The organism is Streptomyces paradoxus (assembly GCF_014202475.1).
Classification (GTDB): Bacteria; Actinomycetota; Actinomycetes; order Streptomycetales; family Streptomycetaceae; genus Streptomyces; species Streptomyces paradoxus.
Genome location: NZ_JACHGV010000026.1, coordinates 1 through 20,869, shown reverse-complemented (window position 1 = coordinate 20,869; position 20,869 = coordinate 1). Strand labels below are relative to the sequence as shown.

At 73.2% G+C, this 20,869-nt stretch carries 13 protein-coding genes; 6 read left to right on the top strand and 7 right to left on the bottom strand.

Features of this window, described 5'->3' with window-relative positions; all coding sequences use genetic code 11:
* Window positions 1-128 (top strand): transposase (locus HNR57_RS38920; protein WP_184568113.1); only part of this gene is annotated, 128 nt, incomplete at its 5' end.
* A 16-nt stretch (window positions 129-144) separates the two neighbouring features.
* Here HNR57_RS38920 and HNR57_RS38915 read toward each other — a convergent pair.
* The 4 genes from HNR57_RS38915 to HNR57_RS38900 form a co-directional block, all read right to left on the bottom strand.
* Window positions 145-1,491 carry a PrsW family intramembrane metalloprotease gene (locus HNR57_RS38915; RefSeq protein ID WP_313675827.1) on the bottom strand — a complete coding sequence of 449 codons (1,347 nt, stop codon included), beginning with the start codon at window positions 1,489-1,491 and terminating at the stop codon, window positions 145-147.
* 59 nt (window positions 1,492-1,550) lie between these two features.
* Complete coding sequence (gene trmB, locus HNR57_RS38910; protein WP_184568110.1) at window positions 1,551-2,402, bottom strand: tRNA (guanosine(46)-N7)-methyltransferase TrmB; 852 nt, start codon at window positions 2,400-2,402, stop codon at window positions 1,551-1,553.
* A gap of 305 nt (window positions 2,403-2,707) precedes the next feature.
* A complete protein-coding gene (gene lhgD / locus HNR57_RS38905; protein ID WP_184568108.1) occupies window positions 2,708-3,910 on the bottom strand; it encodes an L-2-hydroxyglutarate dehydrogenase in 1,203 nt (400 codons plus the stop codon).
* A gap of 75 nt (window positions 3,911-3,985) precedes the next feature.
* Entirely contained in the window at window positions 3,986-5,410 is a 1,425-nt protein-coding gene (locus HNR57_RS38900) for an NsdA family TPR-like regulatory protein (RefSeq protein ID WP_184568106.1), read from the bottom strand.
* 791 nt (window positions 5,411-6,201) lie between these two features.
* Here HNR57_RS38900 and HNR57_RS38895 point away from each other — a divergent pair.
* On the top strand, window positions 6,202-8,319 hold the full coding sequence (locus tag HNR57_RS38895) for an asparagine synthase-related protein (RefSeq protein WP_184568105.1): 2,118 nt from the start codon (window positions 6,202-6,204) through the stop codon (window positions 8,317-8,319).
* 365 nt (window positions 8,320-8,684) lie between these two features.
* Entirely contained in the window at window positions 8,685-11,963 is a 3,279-nt protein-coding gene (locus tag HNR57_RS38890) for an ATP-binding protein (protein ID WP_184568104.1), read from the top strand.
* A gap of 6 nt (window positions 11,964-11,969) precedes the next feature.
* Here HNR57_RS38890 and HNR57_RS38885 read toward each other — a convergent pair whose 3' ends face one another.
* Window positions 11,970-13,940 (bottom strand): sigma-70 family RNA polymerase sigma factor, encoded by a 1,971-nt coding sequence (locus HNR57_RS38885; RefSeq protein WP_184568102.1) that lies wholly within the window; start codon window positions 13,938-13,940, stop codon window positions 11,970-11,972.
* Between the two features lie 239 nt (window positions 13,941-14,179).
* Window positions 14,180-14,941: a TetR/AcrR family transcriptional regulator gene (locus tag HNR57_RS38880; protein ID WP_184568100.1), complete on the bottom strand. Its 762-nt coding sequence runs from the start codon at window positions 14,939-14,941 to the stop codon at window positions 14,180-14,182.
* Window positions 14,942-15,316: 375 nt separating this feature from the next.
* Here HNR57_RS38880 and HNR57_RS38875 point away from each other — a divergent pair, with 375 nt between their 5' ends.
* Both HNR57_RS38875 and HNR57_RS38870 read left to right on the top strand, forming a co-directional pair.
* Window positions 15,317-16,696, top strand: a complete 1,380-nt coding sequence (locus HNR57_RS38875) for an NAD(P)/FAD-dependent oxidoreductase (protein ID WP_184568098.1) — start codon at window positions 15,317-15,319, stop codon at window positions 16,694-16,696.
* 174 nt (window positions 16,697-16,870) lie between these two features.
* Complete coding sequence (locus HNR57_RS38870; protein WP_184568096.1) at window positions 16,871-18,538, top strand: ATP-binding SpoIIE family protein phosphatase; 1,668 nt, start codon at window positions 16,871-16,873, stop codon at window positions 18,536-18,538.
* A 13-nt stretch (window positions 18,539-18,551) separates the two neighbouring features.
* On the opposite strand, the gene HNR57_RS38865 is transcribed toward HNR57_RS38870, so the two are convergent.
* Window positions 18,552-19,817, bottom strand: coding sequence for an MFS transporter (locus HNR57_RS38865; protein WP_184568115.1), 1,266 nt, complete (start codon window positions 19,815-19,817; stop codon window positions 18,552-18,554).
* Window positions 19,818-19,939: 122 nt separating this feature from the next.
* Between HNR57_RS38865 and HNR57_RS40505 the strand changes: the two genes are divergently transcribed.
* Window positions 19,940-20,488, top strand: coding sequence for a MarR family winged helix-turn-helix transcriptional regulator (locus HNR57_RS40505; RefSeq protein ID WP_161363941.1), 549 nt, complete (start codon window positions 19,940-19,942; stop codon window positions 20,486-20,488).
* The last annotated feature ends 381 nt before the right edge of the window (window positions 20,489-20,869 follow it).

Sequence of the window (20,869 nt, the reverse complement as noted above, 5' to 3'; positions counted from 1 at the left end):
ACCGAAACGTCGTAGAACGGTGCTTCAACCGCCTGAAGCAGTGGCGTGGCATCGCCACCCGGTACGACAAGACCGCCCAGTCCTACGAAGCAGCCATCACCCTCGCGTCACTCCTGCTGTGGGCGTGACATTTGACGACAGAACCTAGGAGCGGTACGGGTTGTACGCGGGGTACGGCGTCGGCTGCGGGCTGTACCCGTACACCCCGTACACCGGCCAGGGCGGGGCCATCACCGGGACCGGAGGGGCGGTGATCCGCGCCGCGTGGTCCAGCGCGGGGCGGGCCACCTCCCGGCGCCGCCACAGCTCGCCGAGCAGCTCCCGCTCCCGTACGGCGAAGTCGGGCCCGGAGCGGCCCCGCCGGGCCCGGTGCCGCAGGAACGCCAGGGACGTCGCGTACGCCTCGTACCGTGCCACCTCCCGCGCCGCCGCCCTGCCCAGGTGACGGCGGGCGTACTGGCGGGCGATCCGCCGGGCCCGCATCGAGCCCAGCGCGTACGGCTCGGCCGGGGTCAGCCAGCCGGCCACGCCGTAGGCGGGCAGCTCCGCCCGGACGGTCTTCAGCTCCCGCTGCCGGGTCCAGATCACCAGCCACGTCAGGAGCCCGAAGATGGGCACCATGAACGCCGCGTACACGGCGAAGAAGCCGTACTCGCCGAACGTCGACGAGCCGTTCCACATCGCGTGCATGCCCATCGCGAGCAGCAGCCCGCCGAGGGGGAAGGCGACCCGGCGCACGCGACGGCGGTCCGCCGAGAGCGCGGTGATGCCGAAGCCGATGCCGGTCAGGACCGTGAACAGCGGGTGTGCGAACGGCGACATGATGATGCGCACGAAGAAGGTCGCCGCCGTGACGGACGCGATGCCGGTGCCGCCGGTGAGCTGGTCGGTGCCGAAGGCGGTGCCCAGGTAGAGGATGTTCTCCGTGAAGGCGAAGCCGGTGGCGGTCACGCCGGCTATGACGACCCCGTCGACGATGCCGGTGAAGTCCCGGCGCCGGAAGAGGAAGACCAGCAGGACGGCCGCCGCCTTGGCCGACTCCTCGACCACCGGGGCTATCACGGTCGCGCCCAGGGTGTCCGCGCTGGACGGGTCCGCGGTCGCCGTCGCTATCCATCTCGTCGCGAAGCTGTTGGCGACGATGGCTATCAGCGCCGCCGCGCAGGCGCCCCAGGCGAAGCAGAACAGCAGGTTCCGCCAGGGGCCGGGCTCGACCCGGTCCAGCCAGCGGAACGCGGCTATCAGCAGGGGCACCGGCAGGACGGCCAGCCCCAGCCCGACCAGGAAACCCTCCGTGCCGGTCTCCTCGCGGACCAGGGCGAGGATGACCAGGCCGGATATCGCGAGGAGCGTGCTCGGCGCGCCGTAGCGCACCCAGGCGCGCTGCCACCAGTGGGCGTGCCGCAGGGAGCCGGCCGTACCCGGGCCGGCGAGGGGTGCGCCGTCGGCGGGACCGATGGGATACGACGGATGTGGGGGGCTGGTGGCCACGGCTTCGACCCTAACGACGGATGGGCGCTGTCCGCAGGCGGGAAAGGTGCCAGGGGTGGTCAGGCGCCGGCGGGGGGCTGGTCCACGTGCTGTACGCGGCGGAAGAGGAGGTCGTTCACGACATGTCCCTTGTCCAGTCCCTGGCCCTCGAAACGGGTCAGCGGACGGAAGTCGGGACGCGGCGCGAAACCGCCGTCCGGCTGTGTGTTCTCGAAGTCGGGGTGTGCCGTGAGGACGTCGAGCATCTGCTCGGCGTACGGCTCCCAGTCGGTGGCGCAGTGGACGAGCGCGCCGGGCCGGAGCCGGGTGGCGGCGAGGGTGAGGAAGTCCGGCTGGATGATCCGGCGCTTGTGGTGCCGCTTCTTCGGCCAGGGGTCGGGGAAGTAGACGCGGAGGCCGCCGAGGGAGTCGGGGGCGAGCATCTCGCGCAGGAGGATGATCGCGTCGCCGTTGCCGACGCGGATGTTGGACAGGCCGTTGCGGTCGGCGAGATTGAGCAGATTGCCCTGGCCTGGGGTGTGGACGTCGACGGCGAGGATGTTCGTGGCGGGGTCGGCGGCGGCCATCTGGGCGGTGGCCTCGCCCATGCCGAAGCCGATCTCCAGGACGACGGGGCCGTCGTTGCCGAACAGCTCGGGCAGGTCGAGGGTGCGGCTGCCGTCGATGTCGAGGCCCCACTTGGGCCACAGCCGCTGCAGCGCGTCGGCCTGACCTGCGGTGACCCGGCTGCGCCGGGGCTGGAAACTCCGGATCCGCCGCTCGAAGTGCGACCCGGCCGGGTCGGCCTTGGGCCCGTCGGGAAAGCGCGGCTCTCCCTTGGCCCGGGTGCGCCGGACGGAGACACCGGGGGTGTGCGGGTGCGGCTGCTGGTGCGGGTGCGGGTCTTCGGGGGTGTTTGCGGAGTCAGACACAGTGCCCCTGATTTTACGGCTGCGGTGGGGCGCGTACTCGCCGGTGGTGGGTCGGGGCCGCGCCGGGGGGTGTCCGTCCTCGGAACGGCGCGATGGAGCCACTTACCGACTGACTCCCCGTTGACGCGCCAACCGCTGCGGGCGGACACCCCCCGACACGGCCCCTGCTCGCCGTACGCGGGTGCGGGCGCGCTCCACCCCCGCTGCGGGCATGCGTGCCGCTAGGGGCACGGTGGGTCCGCAACCCAGCTCCGCCGGGTTGCGTGACGCCCCGGCCTCGGCGACGACGCCGAGTACCGCGAACCTCACAGCGCGCTCAACGCCCTCCGTGCCACCTCCCGGCCGATCGGAAGGGACGCCGTGGCTGCGGGAGACGGTGCGTTCAGTACGTGCACCGTGCGAGGGCCCTCGCGGATCAGGAAGTCGTCGACCAGGGTTCCGTCGCGGAGGACCGCCTGTGCGCGCACGCCCGCGGCCGTCGGTACGAGGTCGTCCTCGGACACCCCGGGCAGCAGCCGGCCCACCGCCTCCGTGAAGGCCCGCTTGGACAGGGACCGCCGCAGCTCACCCGCCCCGTACCGCCAGTGCCGGCGGGCTATCCGCCAGGAACCGGGCCAGGCCAGGGTCGAGCCCAGCTCGCGGGGGCGGACCGTGCCCCATCCGTAGCCCTCGCGGGCCAGCGCCGGCACCGCGTTGGGTCCGACATGGACGCCCCCGTCGATGCCCCGCGTGAGATGCACCCCCAGGAACGGGAACGCCGGGTCGGGCACCGGGTAGACCAGGCCGCGCACCAGCTCCGGCCGGGCCAGCTCGTAGTACTCGCCCCGGAACGGCACGATCCGCATGTCGGGGTCGTCCCCGGTGAGCCGGGCGATCTCGTCGCACTGCAGACCCGCGCAGTTCACCAGGACCCGCCCGCGTACCACGTCCCCCGAGGCCGTGAGCACGGCGACCCCCAGCTCCGGACGCCGGTCGACGCGCACGACCCGGGTGCCGTAGCGGATCTCCGCGCCCGAGCCGTGGGCCAGCTGGCGGGCGACCGCGACGAAGTCGCAGATGCCGGTCGTGCCGACGTGTATCGCGGCGAGGCCCCGGACCTCCGGCTCGTACTCCGCGATCTGGGACGCGCCCAGTTCCCGCACCGGGATCCCGTTCTCCCGGCCGCGCTGTACGAGGGCGTGCAGGCGGGGCAGCTCCGCGCGGTCGGTGGCGACGATCAGCTTGCCGGTGACCGCGTGCGGGATGCCGTACTCGGCGCAGAACTTGACCATCTCCGCGGCGCCCCGCACCGCGTAGCGCGCCTTGAGCGAGCCCGGGCGGTAGTAGATGCCGCTGTGGATGACGCCGCTGTTGCGGCCGGTCTGGTGGCGGGCCGGGCCCGGTTCCTTCTCCAGGACGGTGACACGTGTGCCCGGTGCCGCGCGGGTGATCGCGTACGCCGTCGACAGCCCGACGATTCCGCCGCCGATCACCAGCACGTCACAGTCGTATGTGATCCGCACTCGCACCACCTCCCGCCTCGATAGTGCACTGCGCCACTGACAATGCCTTCAAACGCGGGACGGGCGGCACACCTGCTCTTTCTACGCCGGAGCCATCAGCAGCGGCCGTGCACGCTCACGGAGCTCCACCACCCGGGGCTCGTCGCCGTACGGCTCCAGCCGGTGCAGGAGGTCCTTGACATACTCGGTGGTACGGGCCGAGGAGATCCGCCCGGCGACCTCCACCGCCCGCACCCCCTGCTCGCACGCCGCGTCCAGATTGCCCGATTCCAGCTCGGCGACCGCCGAGACCACCAGGCGCAGGCCGTGCGAGCGGACGAACTCCTCCGTCGGCTTCGACAGGGCCTGCTCCGTGAAGCGGCGGACCTGCCGGGGTGCCTTGAGGTCGCGGTAGCACTCGGCCGCGTCGGCGGCGAAACGGTCGTAGGAGTAGAAGCCGAGCCAGCTCGGGTCGTTGTCGCCGGGGCGGGCGCGCTCCAGCCAGCTCTCGGCCGCCTTGAGGGCGCCGCCGGCCGCCGGGGCGTCGTTCGCGCGGGCGTGGGCGCGTGCCTCGACGAGGCGGAAGAAGCTCATGGTGCGGGCCGTGGCCAGGCCGCGGTTGCGTTCGAGGGCGGCCTGGGCGAGGTCCACACCCTCGTCGCCGAAGCCGCGGTAGGTGGCCTGGAGGGACATGGTGGCCAGCACGTAGCCCCCGAGGGGGACGTCCGCCGCCGCCCGGGCCAGGCGCAGGGCCTGGATGTAGTAGCGCTGGGCCGCTTCCTGCTGGCCCGTGTCGAAGGCCATCCAGCCCGCGAGCCGGGTGAGTTCGGCGGAGGCGCCGAAGAGGGCCCGGCCGACCTCGTCGGTGTACGAGCCGAGCAGCAGGGGGGCGGCCTCCACCCTTAAGCACTCGGGGACCATGGACGAACGCCAGTCGCCGCCGCCGTACTTGGAGTCCCAGCGCCGCGCGTCCTCGGCGGCCTCCCGCAGCTTCTGCACATCGCTGTGGCCGACTTTGAGCGGTGCGCCGGAGCCCTCGCCGGGGCCCACGTCACGCGCGACCGAACTGTCGGCCGGGGTTATCAGCCATCGTGAGGCGGGCGTTGCGTATGCGCTCACCGCGAACGATCCGGCCAGGGACTGCCAGATGCCGCCGGAGCCGGCCCGGCGGCCGGCGAGGTCGAGGCGGTACAGGTCGGTGGCGGACCTCACCGCCTGGCCGACGTCCCGCGGGAAGGCGAGGCCGACTTCGGGTGCGGGGTCCGCGTCCGCCAGGCCGATCTCGTGGAGCGGCACCGGGCGGCCGAGCTTCTGGCCGATGGCGGCTGCGATCAGGTGCGGAGCGGCGCCTTGCGGCACCATGCCCTTCGACACCCAGCGCGCCACCGACGTCTTGTCGTAGCGAAGTGTCAGTCCTCGCTGCGCGCCAAGATCGTTGACGCGTCGCGCGAGGCCTGCGTTGGAGATTCCCGCGAGGGCGAGAACGGCGCCGAGTTTTTCGTTCGGCCCGCGTTGCTCCCTGGACATGCGCCACCCCTCGACACAGACGGCTGCCGCGCTGGCATAACCATGCGGCATTCGTAAACCCAGCGTAGTTCGCCGCATCCCAAGCGTTAAGGGGCATTGTTCCGGTTGGCGGGATTGTGGTCCGTACTGAAGTACGGTTCAGATACGGGCTGTTGCGACGTGCTCCCACTGTGTGGCCGTGCGCCTGTCCGTGCGCTCTTCTCCGGCCACCGCGGGAGCGGTTCCATGGTCATTGCGTGGGTCGGCCCGCTGTACTGGATCCAGTGGGCTGGGGGACACCGTCGCCTTCATCCCCGCGGGCGGCGGAACGGTCCGGGAGGCGTGCTCCGTCTCCCGGACTGCGCGAGAGGGTGGCAGGGCGCGGAGCCTGTACGGAGCGTGTTCGAGGCTGTCCGCGCGATATCGATTTGGCTGAAAACCGACCCCGTCGGCCGTGGGGTATCAAGCCTCCTACCACGGCAGTTGAGGGCGTGCCGGGCGTGCATGGGGCGCGTTCCGGGGGCGCATTCGCGTCGCAGTCGTACCGGAGACATGTCGCTGGCGTGCCTTGATTCTTGGGCGCCTCTTCGTTTTCCTCCGTCTCCGCAGCCGTCTTCTCCGACCGCTGTTCGGGCCCGACTCCGCAGAGGACGAGCGGGTGTTCGGGGTCCCGGAACGGTGCGGGCGGCTCCGCCGGGGCGCATTCGGCGGAGCGCAAGCGGCGTCGGCACCCTCTGGAACGCTTCCTTCATGGCAGCATGGTGAACCGGTTCGTACGGTGCACTGGTTGTCCACAGCCTGTGGAGGCGGCGATGCGGTGGTTGGTGGGGTGGAGCAGCACCGCCGCGGGAGCCGTCGCTGCCGGCTCGGCGGGGGCCACCGGCAGCGAGGGCGAGACGCTGCACCCGGTGGGGTCCCAACTCCTGTGGGGTGACCCCGATCCGCTGTGGGCGGTCGGCGACTGGCGCCCCGACGAGGTGCGGGTCGTGAAGGCCGACGACCGGACCAGGATCGCCGTCCTCGGCATCTGCGGCGCCACCGACGAGCAGCTGCGCGTCGCGCTGTTCGCCGCGCGCGGCGGCGCACTCCGGCATCTGACCGCCTGGCCGGGCAGCTACACCGCGATCGTCCAGGTCGGCAGACGGATCACCGTCTGCGGTGATCTCGCGGGCGCACGGCCGGTGTTCCACACCCCCTGGGCCGGCGGCACGGCGTACGCGACCGCCGCGCTGCCGCTGGCCGACCTCATCGAGGCCAACCTGGACTTCGGGCACCTCGCCGCGCTGCTGGCCGCCCCGGACGTGCCCGCCGCGCTGCACGACTCCACGCCGTACGACGGCGTGAAGCGCATTCCGCCCGGGCATGCCCTCATCCTGCGCGCCGGGGCGCGCGAGATCGCCGGGTACGAGCCGGTCGCCTCGCTGGCGGTGGCGGCGCCTCCGGCCGATCCCGACAGCGCGGTCGACGCGGTGCGCGACGCGCTCGTGGAGGCCGTACGGACGCGGCTGTCCGCGCCGCGGCACGTTCCCGGGGCGGACATAGACCCGGGTCCGGTGCCCGGCATGGGCCCCGCCGAGCGGCGGGCCGCGCGCGGGATGCCGGTGCCGGGGATCGGCGCGGACCTGTCCGGCGGGCCGGCCTCCGGGGCCCTGGCGCTGCTGGCCGCGGGTCTGCCCGGGATGCCGGGCACGGTGCTGGGGCACGGCACGGGCGCGGGGGAGCGGCTGCTGGCCGTCACCTTCAACGACCTCGCCGTCGGCGGGCGGGAGGCCGAGCTGGAGCGGGCGGGCGCGCTGGCGGCGAACCCGCGGCTGCACCACGTCGTCGTGGCGGGCGGCGAGGAGACCCTTCCGTACGCCGACCTGGACGGGCCGTTGACCGACGAACCTGGGCCGTGCCTGGTGTCCGCGGCGCGCCATCGGGCCCGGCTGGCTGCGGGCAGCGCGGACCACTTCACCGGCTACGGGGCGCGCCAGGTCCTGGACGCCCATCCCGCGCGTCTCGCCGACCTGCTGATGGACCGCCGGCGGCGTCATCTCGTACGGCCGGTCGCCGCCCTGACCAAGGCCGACGGGTCGGTGCTGGTGCCCGCGCGCGTGTACGCGGCGGCGCGGCGGTTGTCCCGCACGCCGTACCGGTCGGGGGTCGAGTCCCTCGCCGAGCGTCTGCTCGACCCGCGCTCCGACGACGGCCTCGACGCGCCCGGCGGGGCGCTGGATGCCTCGCTCGCCGCGCTGACCTGGGGGAGACCCGGGCCGGCGGCGCGCTGGCTGACCGGTGAGGCGCTCGCTGAAGTATCGGTTCGCCTTCAGGCGTCGACACACCGGTCGGAGCTGGTGGGGCCGGGGCAGCGGCCGGGTGACTTCCGTGCGCGTGCGGCGCTGGCGCGCCATGCGGCGGACCTGCGGGTGCTGGAGCAGGCCGCGGAGGTCCGCTTCCAGCGGCTGCACGCGCCGTTCCTCGACAACCAGGTCGTCCGCGCGGCCCGGGCACTGCCCGAGGCGCTGCGGGTACGGCCGGGGGCGCGGGCGGCGATCCTGCGGACGGTCCTGGAAGGGGCCGGGGTCCGGGAGCTGCCGCCGGGCTGGGGCGCCCCGACCCAGGCGACGGAGGCGGCCGCGGAGCGTACGGGGCTGCGGGTGGCGGCGGATTCGCTGGTCGCCCTGTTCGACACTCCGCTGCTGGCGGAGGCGGGGCTGGTCGAGGCCCGTGTGGTGCGCAAGGCGCTGCGCGGCGCGGCGGCGGGCGAGCCCCTGCCCCTCGACGGCCTCGCGGACCTGGTCGCCCTGGAGCTCTGGCTCCGCCGCCTGCTGTCGCGGCGCGGCACCTGCTGGACGGGGACGCCGGCGAGGCAGCGCGCGGTACCGGCGGGGATCGCGCCGCAGCGGGGGGCGTTGGGGGCGGGGGCCGGTGGGGGGCGGCGGGTGTAGCGCCTTCTCGCCTGCGGTGGGTCGGGGCCGCGCCGGGGGGGTACGTCCTCGGAACGGCGCGATGGACCTACTCACCGACTGACTCCCCGTTGACCCGCCAACCGCTGCGGGCGGACACCCCCCGGCACGGCCCCTTGCGTCGTACGGCGGGTGCGGGCTAGTCCCGCTTCGCGTCGCCTGCGCGCGGCGGCTACGCCCGCTGCGGGCGCCCGTCCCGCCTGGCTGCGAGCCGCCCCCCCGCTCCGCCGGATTGCGGACCCACCCGGCTCCAGCGACAACCCCGAGCACCGCACACAGACCCCCGGGGCCACGCCCCGCCCCGAAAACCCCCCGCCCCAAACCCCCACCCCGGCGACAATGACCCCGTGCGGTACAGAATCCTGGGCGTCACCACGGCAGTGGACGAGCACGGCACAGTCGTACCCCTCGGCGGCCCCCGGCTCCGCGCCCTGCTCACCGCCCTCGCCCTGCGCCCCTCCCGCGTCACCACCCCACACACCCTGATCGGCGAGGTCTGGGCGGAGGACCCGCCCCAGGACGCCCCCGCCGCACTCCAGGCCCTCGTCGGCCGGCTCCGCAGAGCCCTCGGCAAGGACGCCGTCACCTCCGAGACCGGCGGATACCGGCTCGCGGCCGCCGAGGACGACATCGACCTCCACGTCTTCGAACGGCTCGTCCAGCAGGGCACCGACGCCCTCAACGGCAACGACCCCGCCCTCGCGGAACGGCACCTCGACGCCGCCCTCGCCCTCTGGCACGGCCCCGCCCTCGCCGACCTCCCCGACCGCTCCGCCGCGACCCGCCCGGAGGCGAGGCGACTGGAGGCGACCCGGGCCAGGGCGGAGGCCCGGATACGGCTCGGCCGCGGAAAGGACGTCATACCGGAACTGCGGGAACTGACCGCCGTACACCCGTACGACGAGCCGCTGCACGCCCTCCTCATCCGCGCCCTGCGCGATACCGGCCGGGACGCCGACGCCCTCGCGGCGTACGAAACCGCCCGCCGCGCCCTGGCCGACGGTCTCGGCACCGACCCCGGGCCCGGGCTGCGCGCCCTCCACGCCGAACTGCTCGCGTCCGCGCCGGCGGACCGCGAGCCGTCGCCCGCTCCGCCGGAGCGCGAGCGCCTGCGACCGGGGACCATCCGCCCGCGGCTGACCTCTTTCGTCGGCCGGGAACCCGAGATCGACGCCATCCGTTCCGAGATGCACAGGGCCCGTCTCGTCACCCTCACCGGACCGGGCGGCTCTGGCAAGACCCGTCTCGCCGAGGAAGCCGCCGCCGGGCTCCCGCAGGCGCGGATGGCCGAGCTCGCCCCGCTCGACCGGCCGGAGGCGGTGCCGGGAGCGGTGGTCAGTGCCCTCGGTCTGCGCGAGACCGTGCTGATGACCAGCGAGCTCACCGCCGTGCAGGACGACCCCGTCGCCCTGCTCGTCGAGTTCTGCGCGCCGCGCAGCCTCCTGCTGATCCTTGACAACTGCGAGCACGTCATCGACGCCGCCGCCCACCTCGCCGAGACCCTGCTGACCCGCTGCCCGGGGCTCACGATCCTGGCCACCAGCCGCGAACCCCTGGGCGTGCCGGGCGAGTCCGTGCGCCCGGTCGAGCCCCTGCGGCCGGACCACGCCCGCCGGCTGTTCGCGGAGCGCGCCGCCGCCGTCCGTCCCGACGCGGACACCATGCTGCGCGACGAGCAGGCGGTGGCGGAGATCTGCCGGCGGCTGGACGGGCTGCCGCTCGCCATCGAACTGGCGGCGGCGCGGCTCCGGCTGCTCACCCCCCGGCAGATCGCCGACCGCCTCGACGACCGCTTCCGCCTCCTCACCTCCGGAAGCCGTACGGTCCTGCCCCGCCAGCAGACCCTGCGTGCCGTCGTCGACTGGTCGTGGGACCTGCTCGACGAGGCCGAGCGGACGATGCTGCGCGAGGTGTCCGTGTTCGCGGGCGGCTGGGACCTCGCGGCGGCCGAGGCGGTGTGCTCCGGGCCCGCCGCCGAACTGATGGCGGCGCTCGTCGACAAGTCCCTCGTCGTGGCGGCCCCCGGCGCGGGCGGCGACTCCTGCGGCATGCGCTACCGCATGCTGGAGACCATCCACGAGTACGCCGTCGAACGCGCCGCCGACACCCCGCGGGTGCGCACCACCGCCGAGCTGCGGCACCGCGCCTGGGCGCGGGCGCTCGCCGAGCGGGCCGAACCGCTGCTCCGCTCCGCCGGTCAACTGCCGTGGATCGCCCGGCTGGAGGCCGAGCTGGACAACATCCGCGCGGCCCTCGACCGGGCCCTCGCCGCCGGGGAGGAGGCGGAGGCCGCCGCCCTCGCCCTGGCCATGGGCTGGTTCTGGTGGCTGCGCAACTACCGCCACGAGGGCATGGAGTGGCTGGAGCGGACGTTGCGGCTGGGCGTGGCTCTGGACGCCGGGGGCGGTGTGCCGTCCGGCAACGAGTCGGAGCCGCCCGGCCGCATCGACCACTTCCTCACCGTGCCCGACGGGGAGGCGGGGCATCCGCTGCACGCCCTGCGGATGGACGTGCGCCTGCTGCATCTGTTCTACCTGACCGAAGTCGCGCCCATGGAGACGTTCGTCGCCGAGCGGATGCCGTACATGGAGCGGGTGTGGGCCCACTACGTGGGAGGCGGCCCGCACGCGGCCCGTATCCCGGGGCTCGTCTGCCCGATCCTCTCCTCCTACCTGGGCGACCAGAGCGAGGTGCGGACCGTGCTGGACGCCGCCGTCGCCAACTGCCGTGCGTACGGCGGAGACTGGGAGATCTCCGTCGCTCTGATGTTCCGCGCGCACACGGTCGTCGACGGACCCGGCGGACTGGAGGGCGTCGACGACGACCTCGCGGAGCTGAGGGTCCTCAGCCGCCGCGCGGGTGACCGCTGGCTGCGCGCCCAGGTGTGCAGCGCGGCCGGTGAGGCCGCCATGGCGCGCAGCCGATTCGAGGACGCCAAGGGCGAGTACGAGGAGGCGCTGCGGCTCGCCTACGAGGTGGGCGCCTACGCCGAGTCGCCGTTCCTCATCGCCCGGCTCGCCGAGATCGCCTACCGCGGGGGAGACCGGGTTGCCGCGCTGGCGTTGCTGGACGAGGCCACCGCCGCCGCCGAACGGTACGGCGTGCGGGACTCCAAGGCGTACATCCTGCTGATGCGCACCCAGATGGCCTTCGAGGAGGGCCGCACCGACCGGGCGCGCGCGTGGTGCGATGAGGCCTGGGCGAACACCGCCCCCGGCGCTCCGCCGCCCCAGTTCACGGTGATGCTGCGCCTGCTCGACGGCGCGATCACGGCCAGGGAGTCCGGCCCGCGGTCCGCTCTGCCCATGGTGACCCGCGCCCTGCGCGAAGCCGTGGACAAGCGGTGCTCGGACATGATCCGGGCTGCGGTCGTGGACGGCGCGGCGGGACTGCTGGCCGACCTCGGCGACTTCCCGCGCGCGGCCCGGCTGCTCGGCACCGCCGACCACTGGCGGTCCGGCCGCCCCCGCTCCCTGCCGGAGCGCGCCCCGGTGGAGCGGGCCGAGGCCGCCGTCCGCGCCGCCCTGGGACGTGCCCGGTGCGAGGCGGAGCGCGCCCGGGGCACGTCGCTCACCGCGGACGACGTCCTGCGCGAGCTGGACGAGGCACGCAGCGCATACGTGTGAGCCGCCCTACCCGCGGGTCCGGCCGCAGGTGAACCTGGACTCCGCCCAGTTCACCGGCAGGAGGTCGTCCAGGGCGCTGCGCGGTTCGACCACCAGCCGGACCGTGCTGCGGCCGGTGAGGTTCACATGGACGGGCACGGCCGGGTCACCGCCCTCGACCAGCGGCGACCGCCACAGCCGGACACCGTCGGCGTAGACGGAGAAGTACACCTTGCCGAGCCGCAGCGTCATGTCGTCCACCCACACGAGCGCCTCGTACGACGAGCAGGAGCGGTTGAGGTCGATGGTGACGGACGAGCGGCCGTGCACGGTGACGCCGTGCGTGTACCGCTGGGCCCCGACCCACAGTCCGGACCGCTGCCAGACCCAGCTGCTCGAACCGATCCGCATCTCGGGTCTCGTGCCGTCGCCGCTGATGTCGTACGACAGTTCGCTCCACTGGTGGACGTCGGGAGCGGGCGGGGGCGGCGGGGGAGGGGGCGTCGGTGTGGGGGCCGGAGGCGGTGTCGGCTTCGGGGACGCGGGGGGTGGTGCGGACGTCCGGGTCGGCGTGGGGGCCGCTTCCGGGTCCGGACTCGGGCTCGTCCTTGAGCTCGGTGCCGGCGCGGGCGTCTCGGCGCGCGCGGGCACGAGTCCCGGCGGCCGCGGCCCCGGTCCGGGCGGTGGGGAGGAGGGCGTGGGCGTGGGCTCACTCGGGCCCACGACCGACGACGGCAGAGGGGAGGGCGGGGCGTTCTGGGACTCCTGCTTCGGTTTCTCGTTGCCGGCCAGTGCCATCACCACCGCCGCCATCACACCCACGGCGACCACACCGGCCGCGATACCGGCCTTCACCGGCGCGCCGATCCCCTCGGAGGCCGCCGCACCACCCCCGCCGGCCGAACCGCCGCTCCCCGCGGCTGCCCCGCCGGCCGAGCCACCCGCCGCCGCCCCCGCCGCACCGGCCGCTCCCGCGCCTCCGGCGATGAGCCCGGCCACCTTGGCGTACCCAGCGGCCCCGAACCAGCCGATGACCGCGACCGGCACGACGGCCGGGATGCCGCCGGCCACTTCCTCGATCTGCAGGGCGGCCAGCCGGCACTTGGCGCACTCGTCCAGGTGCTTGCGCAGCCCCCGCTCGGCCCGGGTGCGCAGCCGCCCGCGGGCGTAGGTGCCGAGCTGGTCGGCGTAGCGCGCGCACTCCTCGTCGCCGGTGAGCGTGGCGCTGACGTGGGCCTGAAGGTAGGCCTGCTTGAGGCCCTCGCGGGCGCGGCTGGCGAGTACGCGGGTGCCGTTGGCGTCCAGCCCGAACAGCGTGGCGACCTCGCTGGGCGACTCGTCCTCGATCTCGGTGTGCCACAGCACCGCCTGCCAGCGCTCCGGCAGCGACCGGAAGGCCCGCATGGCCATGGACTGCTCGGCCTGGTGCATCGCCCGTACGTCCGCGCCCAGTTCGCGCGGGTCGTCGGTGGACACATCGGGCCCGCGTGCGGACTGGGCGGCGAACACCGCGAAGTCGTCGACGAGCTGCTCGCGCCGCGCCGACCTCGTCCAGGAGGCGGCCACGCGCCGGACGGAGGTGAGCAGGTAGGCGCGTACGGCATGCGTGGGGCCCGCCCCGCCGCGCACCGCCTGGAGCATGCGGGCGAAGACCTCGGCGGTCAGGTCGTCCGCGGTGTGGGCGTCACGGCAGCAGGTGCGGGCGTACCGGCGCACGGCTTGCGCATGGCGCCGGTACAGCTCCTCGTACGCGGTGTCGTCGCCCGAGCGCATCCGGTCGATGAGGTCGGAGTCGGACAGCGGCAGTTCGCACGGCGGCGGCAGGACACCGTCCTCGCGCCGGCCGCGCTGGGCCGGGACCGAGCCGTCCACGGGGTGCCCGCCGGGCGGCACGCTCGCGCGTCCGCCCTGACTCGGCACCTGCGGCGGGACCGGGTCGCCGGCCGTGCCGTCGCCGCTCCCACTGCCGCTCGACTCGTCCCGACCGTCAACGCTCATCGCGGAAAGCCCCCGCCAGCCACCCAACCCGTCCAGACCACCTGGTCAGCGTGCCATATTGGCTTTTGGTCAGACCCCCTGAGCACGGACCATCACTCGTCCGTGGGGATTTACCGCACGGCAGTGCTAGCCGTCACTCAATCGGGGAAGGCTCCCGTTTTCCCGCCGCGCCCTTCTTCGCTCCGGGCCCGGGCGACCACCCGGCCCGGGCCTGATCGACCCGGGCCCCGATGGGCGGCTCACGCCGGTCGTGAGCGCAGCCCTTCCAGCAGGATGTCCAGCAGCCGGGCCGACGCGGCCGCCTGCTGTGCGGCGTCCGGCAGTGAGGGCGCGGCCGTGGCGATCACCAGCAGCACGTCCGACACCGACACGTCCGCCCGCAGCTCACCGGCCGCACGCGCCCGGTCCACGAGCTGGCCCACGACCTCGAGCAGCGCCGACGTCCCCGCGTCGTCCTCACCCGCGACCGCCGGTACCGCGGCGACCGCCACCGGCTGGTCGGGCACCAGCCGCAGCTCCGTGGCGCCCGGCTGGGTCCGCTGCTGCGGCACCCGCGGGCCCCCGGTGTCCTCGACCGATACCCGCAGCACCTGCGGCGGCAGCAGCCGCCCGGCGCCGGAGGCCACCGACGTGCGCAGGAAGCGCGACAGCGCCGACCACGGCTCGTCCTCCTGCCCGAGCGCCGCACGCGCCTGGTCGGTCAGCCGGGAGGTCTCCTCCTCGGCTATCCGCCGCACCAGGACGTCCTTGCTCGGGAACCGCCGGTACACCGTGCCCACACCGACCCGCGCGCGCCGCGCCACGTCCTCCATCGGCGCGCCGTATCCCAGCTCGCCGAAGACCTCGCGCGCCGCCCGCAGCACGTGCTCCAGATTGCGCTGTGCGTCCACGCGCAGCGGCGTCGTCCGCGATACGTCGCGTCCGTTGCCCGCCGCGCTCATCGTCATGCCACCCGCCGCGACCGCGGACGCGGGCGACCAATGAGAGTCCTGAACATGCATAAGCATTCCCCCGGTAATGACGTCTCCCCCCGGAGACACTCCCCGCCATTCGATACCGGAGCGAGGGAACGGCTCGGGTCCGCGGGCCCGCCCGTCGCGGACCCGGTGAGCACATCCCCCTACACCCCGTCGACACACGAACATAGTTGAGAGGGAGTCAATTCAGAAGGGGCACGTTCCGCACGGAGCGCCCACCGATCGGAGTACGGGCCGCATACGTCCCGAATGTGCCCCCGCGCGCCCCTCGCACCACCCCTCCTGACCTGCGCAAATGTTCAGAAGGTCGCGATTCCGGCCAACTCCGCGCGTTCTCCCGCTCCGGTCACACAATTCGTCGAGGCTGTGGACAAACTCAAGCGTCGGGTGCGTCATGGGATGGTGAAGGAACGTGCGCGCATTCTCGTTGTCGGTGGTGGCTACGTCGGGATGTACACGGCCCTGCGCCTGCAGCGCAGACTGAAACGGGAGCTGGACCGGGGCGAGGTGGAGATCACGGTCGTCACGCCCGACCCGTACATGACCTACCAGCCGTTCCTCCCCGAGGCCGCGGCGGGCGCCATCTCCCCCCGCCACGTCGTCGTACCGCTGCGCCGCGTCCTCGACCGGTGCCGGGTCCTGATCGGCGAGGCCACCGCCGTCGACCACGCGAAACGCACCGCCACCGTCACCACCCTCGCCACCGAGGAGGAGGGCACCGGCGGACGGCGGCTGCCCTACGACGAACTCGTCCTCGCCCCCGGCTCCGTCTCGCGCACCCTGCCCGTCCCCGGCCTCGCCGACCACGGCATCGGCTTCAAGACCGTCGAGGAGGCCATCGGCCTGCGCAACCACGTCATCGAGCAGATGGACATCGCCTCCTCCACCCGCGACCCCGCGATCCGCGACGCGGCCCTCACCTTCGTCTTCGTCGGCGGCGGCTTCGCGGGCGTGGAGGCACTCGGCGAACTGGAGGACATGGCCCGCTACGCCGCGCGCTACTACCACAACGTCCAGCCCGACGACATGAAGTGGATCCTCGTGGAGGCCTCGGACCGCATCCTCCCCGAGGTCGGCGAGGAGATGGGCCGCTACACCGTCACCGAACTGCGCCGCCGCAACATCGACGTACGCCTGCGGACCCGGCTGGAGTCCTGCGCCGACCGGGTCGCCGTCCTCAGCGACGGCGCCCGCTTCCCCACCCGTACGGTCGTCTGGACGGCCGGCGTGAAACCCCACCCGGTGCTCGCCGCCACCGACCTGCCGCGCAACGGCCGCGGCCGTCTCACCTGCACACCGGAACTGTCGGTCGAGGGCACCACGCACGCGTGGGCGGCCGGAGACGCCGCCGCCGTCCCCGACGTCACCGCCGCCGAACCGGGACGCGAGTGCGCGCCCAACGCCCAGCACGCCGTCCGCCAGGCCAAGGTCCTCGCCGACAACATCGTGCACTCCCTGCGCGGCGAACCCCTCCAGACGTACGAACACGCCTACGCCGGCTCGGTCGCCTCCCTGGGCCTGCACAAGGGCGTCGCCCACGTCTACGGACGCAAGCTCAAGGGCTACCCCGCCTGGTTCATGCACCGCGCCTACCACCTCAGCCGCGTGCCCACCTTCAACCGCAAGGCGCGCGTACTCGCCGAATGGTTGCTGGCCGGCCTGTTCAAACGGGAGATCGTCTCCCTGGGTTCACTCGAACACCCCCGGGCGGAGTTCGAACTCGCGGCCGGTGGAAAGCCTTCTCAGGACCCTCCGCACAACCCGAAGGGGTCGTCCTGACCGGACCCAGGAACTCCTCCGGCCGGCCCGGCGTCTGACGGATGTCGGTCCGGTCCGCGCACTGCCAGACTGGTCCACCACCGCGGGCGTGCCACCCCACGCCCCGGTGCGGGCCCTCCGGGGCCCCGGCCGGTTCCGGTGCCGGCCGCCGACCACTACACGAGGCAAGGATTCGTGAACTTCACGCGCTGGAGCGCCCGGCTCCCCGGAACGCAGCGCCGCGCCGCAGCGCGGACCGAGCAGACGGCGTCCCCGGACCGGCGGGGGGAAGGCTCCGTACCCGCCGCCCGTGCCGAACAACTGACCGACGAGTCACCGTCCGTACCCGCCGTCGACGAGCTGCGGGTGCGTGAGGTCCTCGACCGCGTCCCGTCCCTCGTCGCCCTGGTCCACGGCCCCGACCACCGCATCGCCTACGTCAACGACGCCTACACGACCGCCTTCGGCGTACGCCCCCTGGGCGAACGCGCCCGCGAGGCCCTCCCCGAGCTGGACGGCCTCGGCCTGTTCCCCCTCCTGGACCAGGTCCAGCGCAGCGGCAAACCGCGCACGGTCAAGTCCCGCAAGGCCCCCGACGGCCGCTCCTACACCTTCACCTGCACCCCGGTCGCCCAGGACGACGGCAAGGGCGGCGGTGACGGCCGCGGCGTCCTCGTCTTCGCCACCGACGTCACCGACCACGCCGAGGCCGCGGAGCGCCTGCGCGCCAGCGAGCGCCGCCAGCGCGAGACGGCGGTCACCCTCCAGCGCTCCCTGCTCCCCCAGGAGCTCGAACAGCCGGACGACCTGCGCATCGCCGCCACCTATCACCCCGGCGGCACGGAAGCCGCGGTCGGCGGCGACTGGTACGACGTCATCACCCTGGGCGGCGGCCGCACGGCCCTGGTCATCGGCGACGTCATGGGCCGGGGCGTCCGCGCGGCAGCGGTCATGGGCCAGCTCCGCACGGCTGTTCGCGCGTACGCCCGCCTCGACCTCCCCCCGCACGAGGTCCTCCAGCTCCTGGACGGCCTGGCGGCCGAGATCGACGCCAACCAGATCGCCACGTGCGCGTACGCCATCCACGACCCGAACGAGGGCAAGCTGATCTACTCCTCGGCGGGCCACCTCCCGATCCTCGTCCGCGACGAGAACGGCACGGTCCTGCGCGCCGAGGAACCCACCGGCCCCCCGCTCGGCACCGGCGGCTGGATGCACACGTCGGGCTCGATCCCCCTCGCCCCCGGCTCCACGGCCGTCCTCTACACGGACGGCCTGGTCGAGCGCCGCGACGCGGACCTGGACGAGGGCATCGCCGCCCTGGAACGCGCCCTGGCAGGCGCCACCGGCACGCCCCAGGTCGTCTGCGACCGCCTGGTCCGCTCGGCCGGGGTCACACCCGACCACGACGACGACGTGGCCGTCCTGGTCCTCCAGCACCCGGCCCGCGCGGGCGCGGAGGGCGAGCTCTTCCGCAATGCCGCCCTGGAACTCCTGGGCGGCGTGGAAGCGGCCCCCCGCGCGCGTGCCTTCGCCTCCGGCGTCCTGACCAGCTGGCGCTTCCCCGCCGACCTGCACGACCTGGGCGTCCTGGCGACCAGCGAACTGGTCGCCAACTCCCTCCAGCACGGCACCCCGCCGATGAGACTGCGCCTGCGTCGCACGGACAGACGTCTGATCATCGAGGTCACCGACGGCGACGACCACCTCCCCAGACGCCGCCGCGCGGAACCGGGCGACGAATCGGGCCGGGGCATCGCCATCGTCGCCACGATCGCGTCGAACTGGGGCTGCCGCCGCACACCGGGCGGCGGCAAGGCGGTCTGGTGCGAGTTCGCCCTGCCCCGCACCCAGACCACCTAGAAGGGAACCGGGATCAGACGTCCGCGGAAACGGGCGCGCCTCCCCGCGCCACGACCCGGCTCTTCCCGAGCCACGGCTGATCCTGCACATCGGTCAGCTGCCGCCCCAACCGCACGGCCAGGACAGTGATCCCCAGCGAGAACACCAGGAACGCCACGATGTACGGCGCGTGCAGCGAGGCCCCCAGCGGCCCGCCCACCGCCGGCCCGACAGCCAGCGCGAGCTGCTTGACCAGGGCGAAAGCCGAGTTGTACTGCCCGGCCATGCCCTCCGGCGCGAGATCCGCGACCAGCGGGGCCACGGTCGGCGACAGCATCGCCTCACCCAGCCCGAACAGCGCGTACGTCGAGACGAACGCGGCCGTCGCCATCTCCTGGCTCCCGTGTCCGAGCCCCGCGTACCCGGCGACGGCCCACGCCACGGCCCAGATCAGCCCGACAGCGGCGATCACCCGCGACCGCCGGCGCCGCTCCACGAACCGCAGCACGGCGAACTGCGCGACGACGATCATCAGCGTGTTGGCGGCCAGCGCGGTCCCCAGCGCGGACGTGGAGATCCCGGCGGCCTCGACCCCGTACGCACTCAGCCCCGACTCGAACTGCCCGTAGCAGGCGAAGAACAGCACGAAGCCCAGCACGCACAGCTGCACCATGGCCCGGTTGCCCAGCAGCTGCTTCCAGCTGCCCCGGCCCGACGCCTTGGGGGCGACCTCGATTTTCGGCGCGTGCGGCATCCGCACGGTCACCATCACCACGACGAGCAGCAGGAACATCGCCGCCTCGATCGCGAAGAGCAGCGTGAAGGAGGCAGCGCTCGTCGTGTCCACGAGATGCCCGCCGATGAGACCGCCGACGCCGAGCCCGAGGTTCTGCAGGAAGAACTGCATGGCGAAGGCACGCGAGCGCGTCTCGGCCGACGAGCAGTCCACGATCATCGTCGCGAGCGCCGGCTGCATCACGGCCTGCCCCGCTCCCAGCAGCGAGGCCGACACCAGCACGGCCGCAGCGCTGCTCGCGATCCCCAGACTGAGCGCCCCCAGAGCGGCGGTGACCAGAGCGGCGAGCAACACCGGCAGCGGGCCCCGCCGGACGATGGCCCGCCCGGCGAACGGCAGCACCACCAGCGCGGCCACGGCGAAGACGGCGAGTACGAGACCCGCCGTCATGGCCCCAAGACCTCGCACCTGCGCCACATAGACGTACAGGTACGGGACCGTGAAGCCGAGCCCGAACGCGCTGAGTGCGTTACCCACGTGAATCCGGCGCATCGCTGCGCCCATCGCCCTGGTCACGTTCACCTCTCTCACAAGTTAGGAGTGAAGACTTCGAAACTAAAGTTCGAACCTAAAGAGTACATACCCAAGGACTTCAAGGCAAAGAACGGGCGTGCGATACTGCGCACATGGGCGACAACGCCGGCCCCAGCGAGCCGACCCTCGAAGAGCAGATCGCCGCGTACCAGCGCGAGTTCCAGGACCTCGACCCCCAGGTCGAACAGATCGTCTCGGCGCTCTCCCGCCTGAACCGCCGCATGAACGTCGCCTACGGCCGTCAGACCTCGGCCCTCGGCATCAGCAACGCGGAGTGGGAGGTCCTCAAGGCCCTCGTCCTCTCCGGAGCCCCCTACCGGCTGGGCCCCAGCGACCTCGCCAAGCGCCTCGGCCTCACCCCGGCCGCGATGACCCACCGGATCGACCGCATGGTCGCCGAATCTCTGGTGACCCGTGAGCGAGACGAGTCGAACCGCGTCCGCGTGATCGTGGAGCTGACATCAGAGGGGCGAGAGAAGTGGCTGGAGGCGATGCGCCTGGCGTCGGTCTTCGAGGAGGACCTGCTCCAGGACCTGTCCCCCGACGAGCGCACGGCGCTGGGCGAAGTGCTCACGCGCCTGCTGCGCCGGGTGGAGCACGCCCAGCCGGATGCCGGCGGGCGGCTCACCGACCTGGACTGACACCCGGGCCGAAAAGATCTTGACAGGGGCTGCTTGACAGCCCCCTGGAGGATCCGTAAAGTTCTTCGGGTTGCCGCTGAGCCGTAACGGTTCTTCGACAGCACTTCTGCCGCAGCAGCGGCACCCAAACCACCAGCTCGACATCCCGACGGGATTGTTTTCGGCGTGCCCGAATTCAATTCGAATTGGGACTCGACGATCTGATCGACTCCGACGGCGTCGATTTGGGAATCGCCGAGAGGGCGCGCTAAGGTTGGGAACGTCGGAACGGCCCAACAGCCGCGAAGACAAACCCCGCTGACCGGGGATCAGGCCCGAAAGGATCTGATAGAGTCGGAACCGCCGGAAAGGGAAACGCGGAAGCGGGAACCTGGAAAGCAC

Excerpts from the sequence above, each read along its gene's own strand:
- HNR57_RS38900 (WP_184568106.1), bottom strand. The coding sequence starts at position 5,410 with ATGTCCAGGGAGCAACGCGGGCCGAACGAAAAACTCGGCGCCGTTCTC.
- HNR57_RS38895 (WP_184568105.1), top strand. The coding sequence starts at position 6,202 with ATGCGGTGGTTGGTGGGGTGGAGCAGCACCGCCGCGGGAGCCGTCGCT.
- HNR57_RS38885 (WP_184568102.1), bottom strand. The coding sequence starts at position 13,940 with ATGAGCGTTGACGGTCGGGACGAGTCGAGCGGCAGTGGGAGCGGCGAC.
- HNR57_RS38880 (WP_184568100.1), bottom strand. The coding sequence starts at position 14,941 with ATGCATGTTCAGGACTCTCATTGGTCGCCCGCGTCCGCGGTCGCGGCG.
- HNR57_RS38875 (WP_184568098.1), top strand. The coding sequence starts at position 15,317 with ATGGTGAAGGAACGTGCGCGCATTCTCGTTGTCGGTGGTGGCTACGTC.
- HNR57_RS38865 (WP_184568115.1), bottom strand. The coding sequence starts at position 19,817 with ATGGGCGCAGCGATGCGCCGGATTCACGTGGGTAACGCACTCAGCGCG.
- HNR57_RS40505 (WP_161363941.1), top strand. The coding sequence starts at position 19,940 with ATGGGCGACAACGCCGGCCCCAGCGAGCCGACCCTCGAAGAGCAGATC.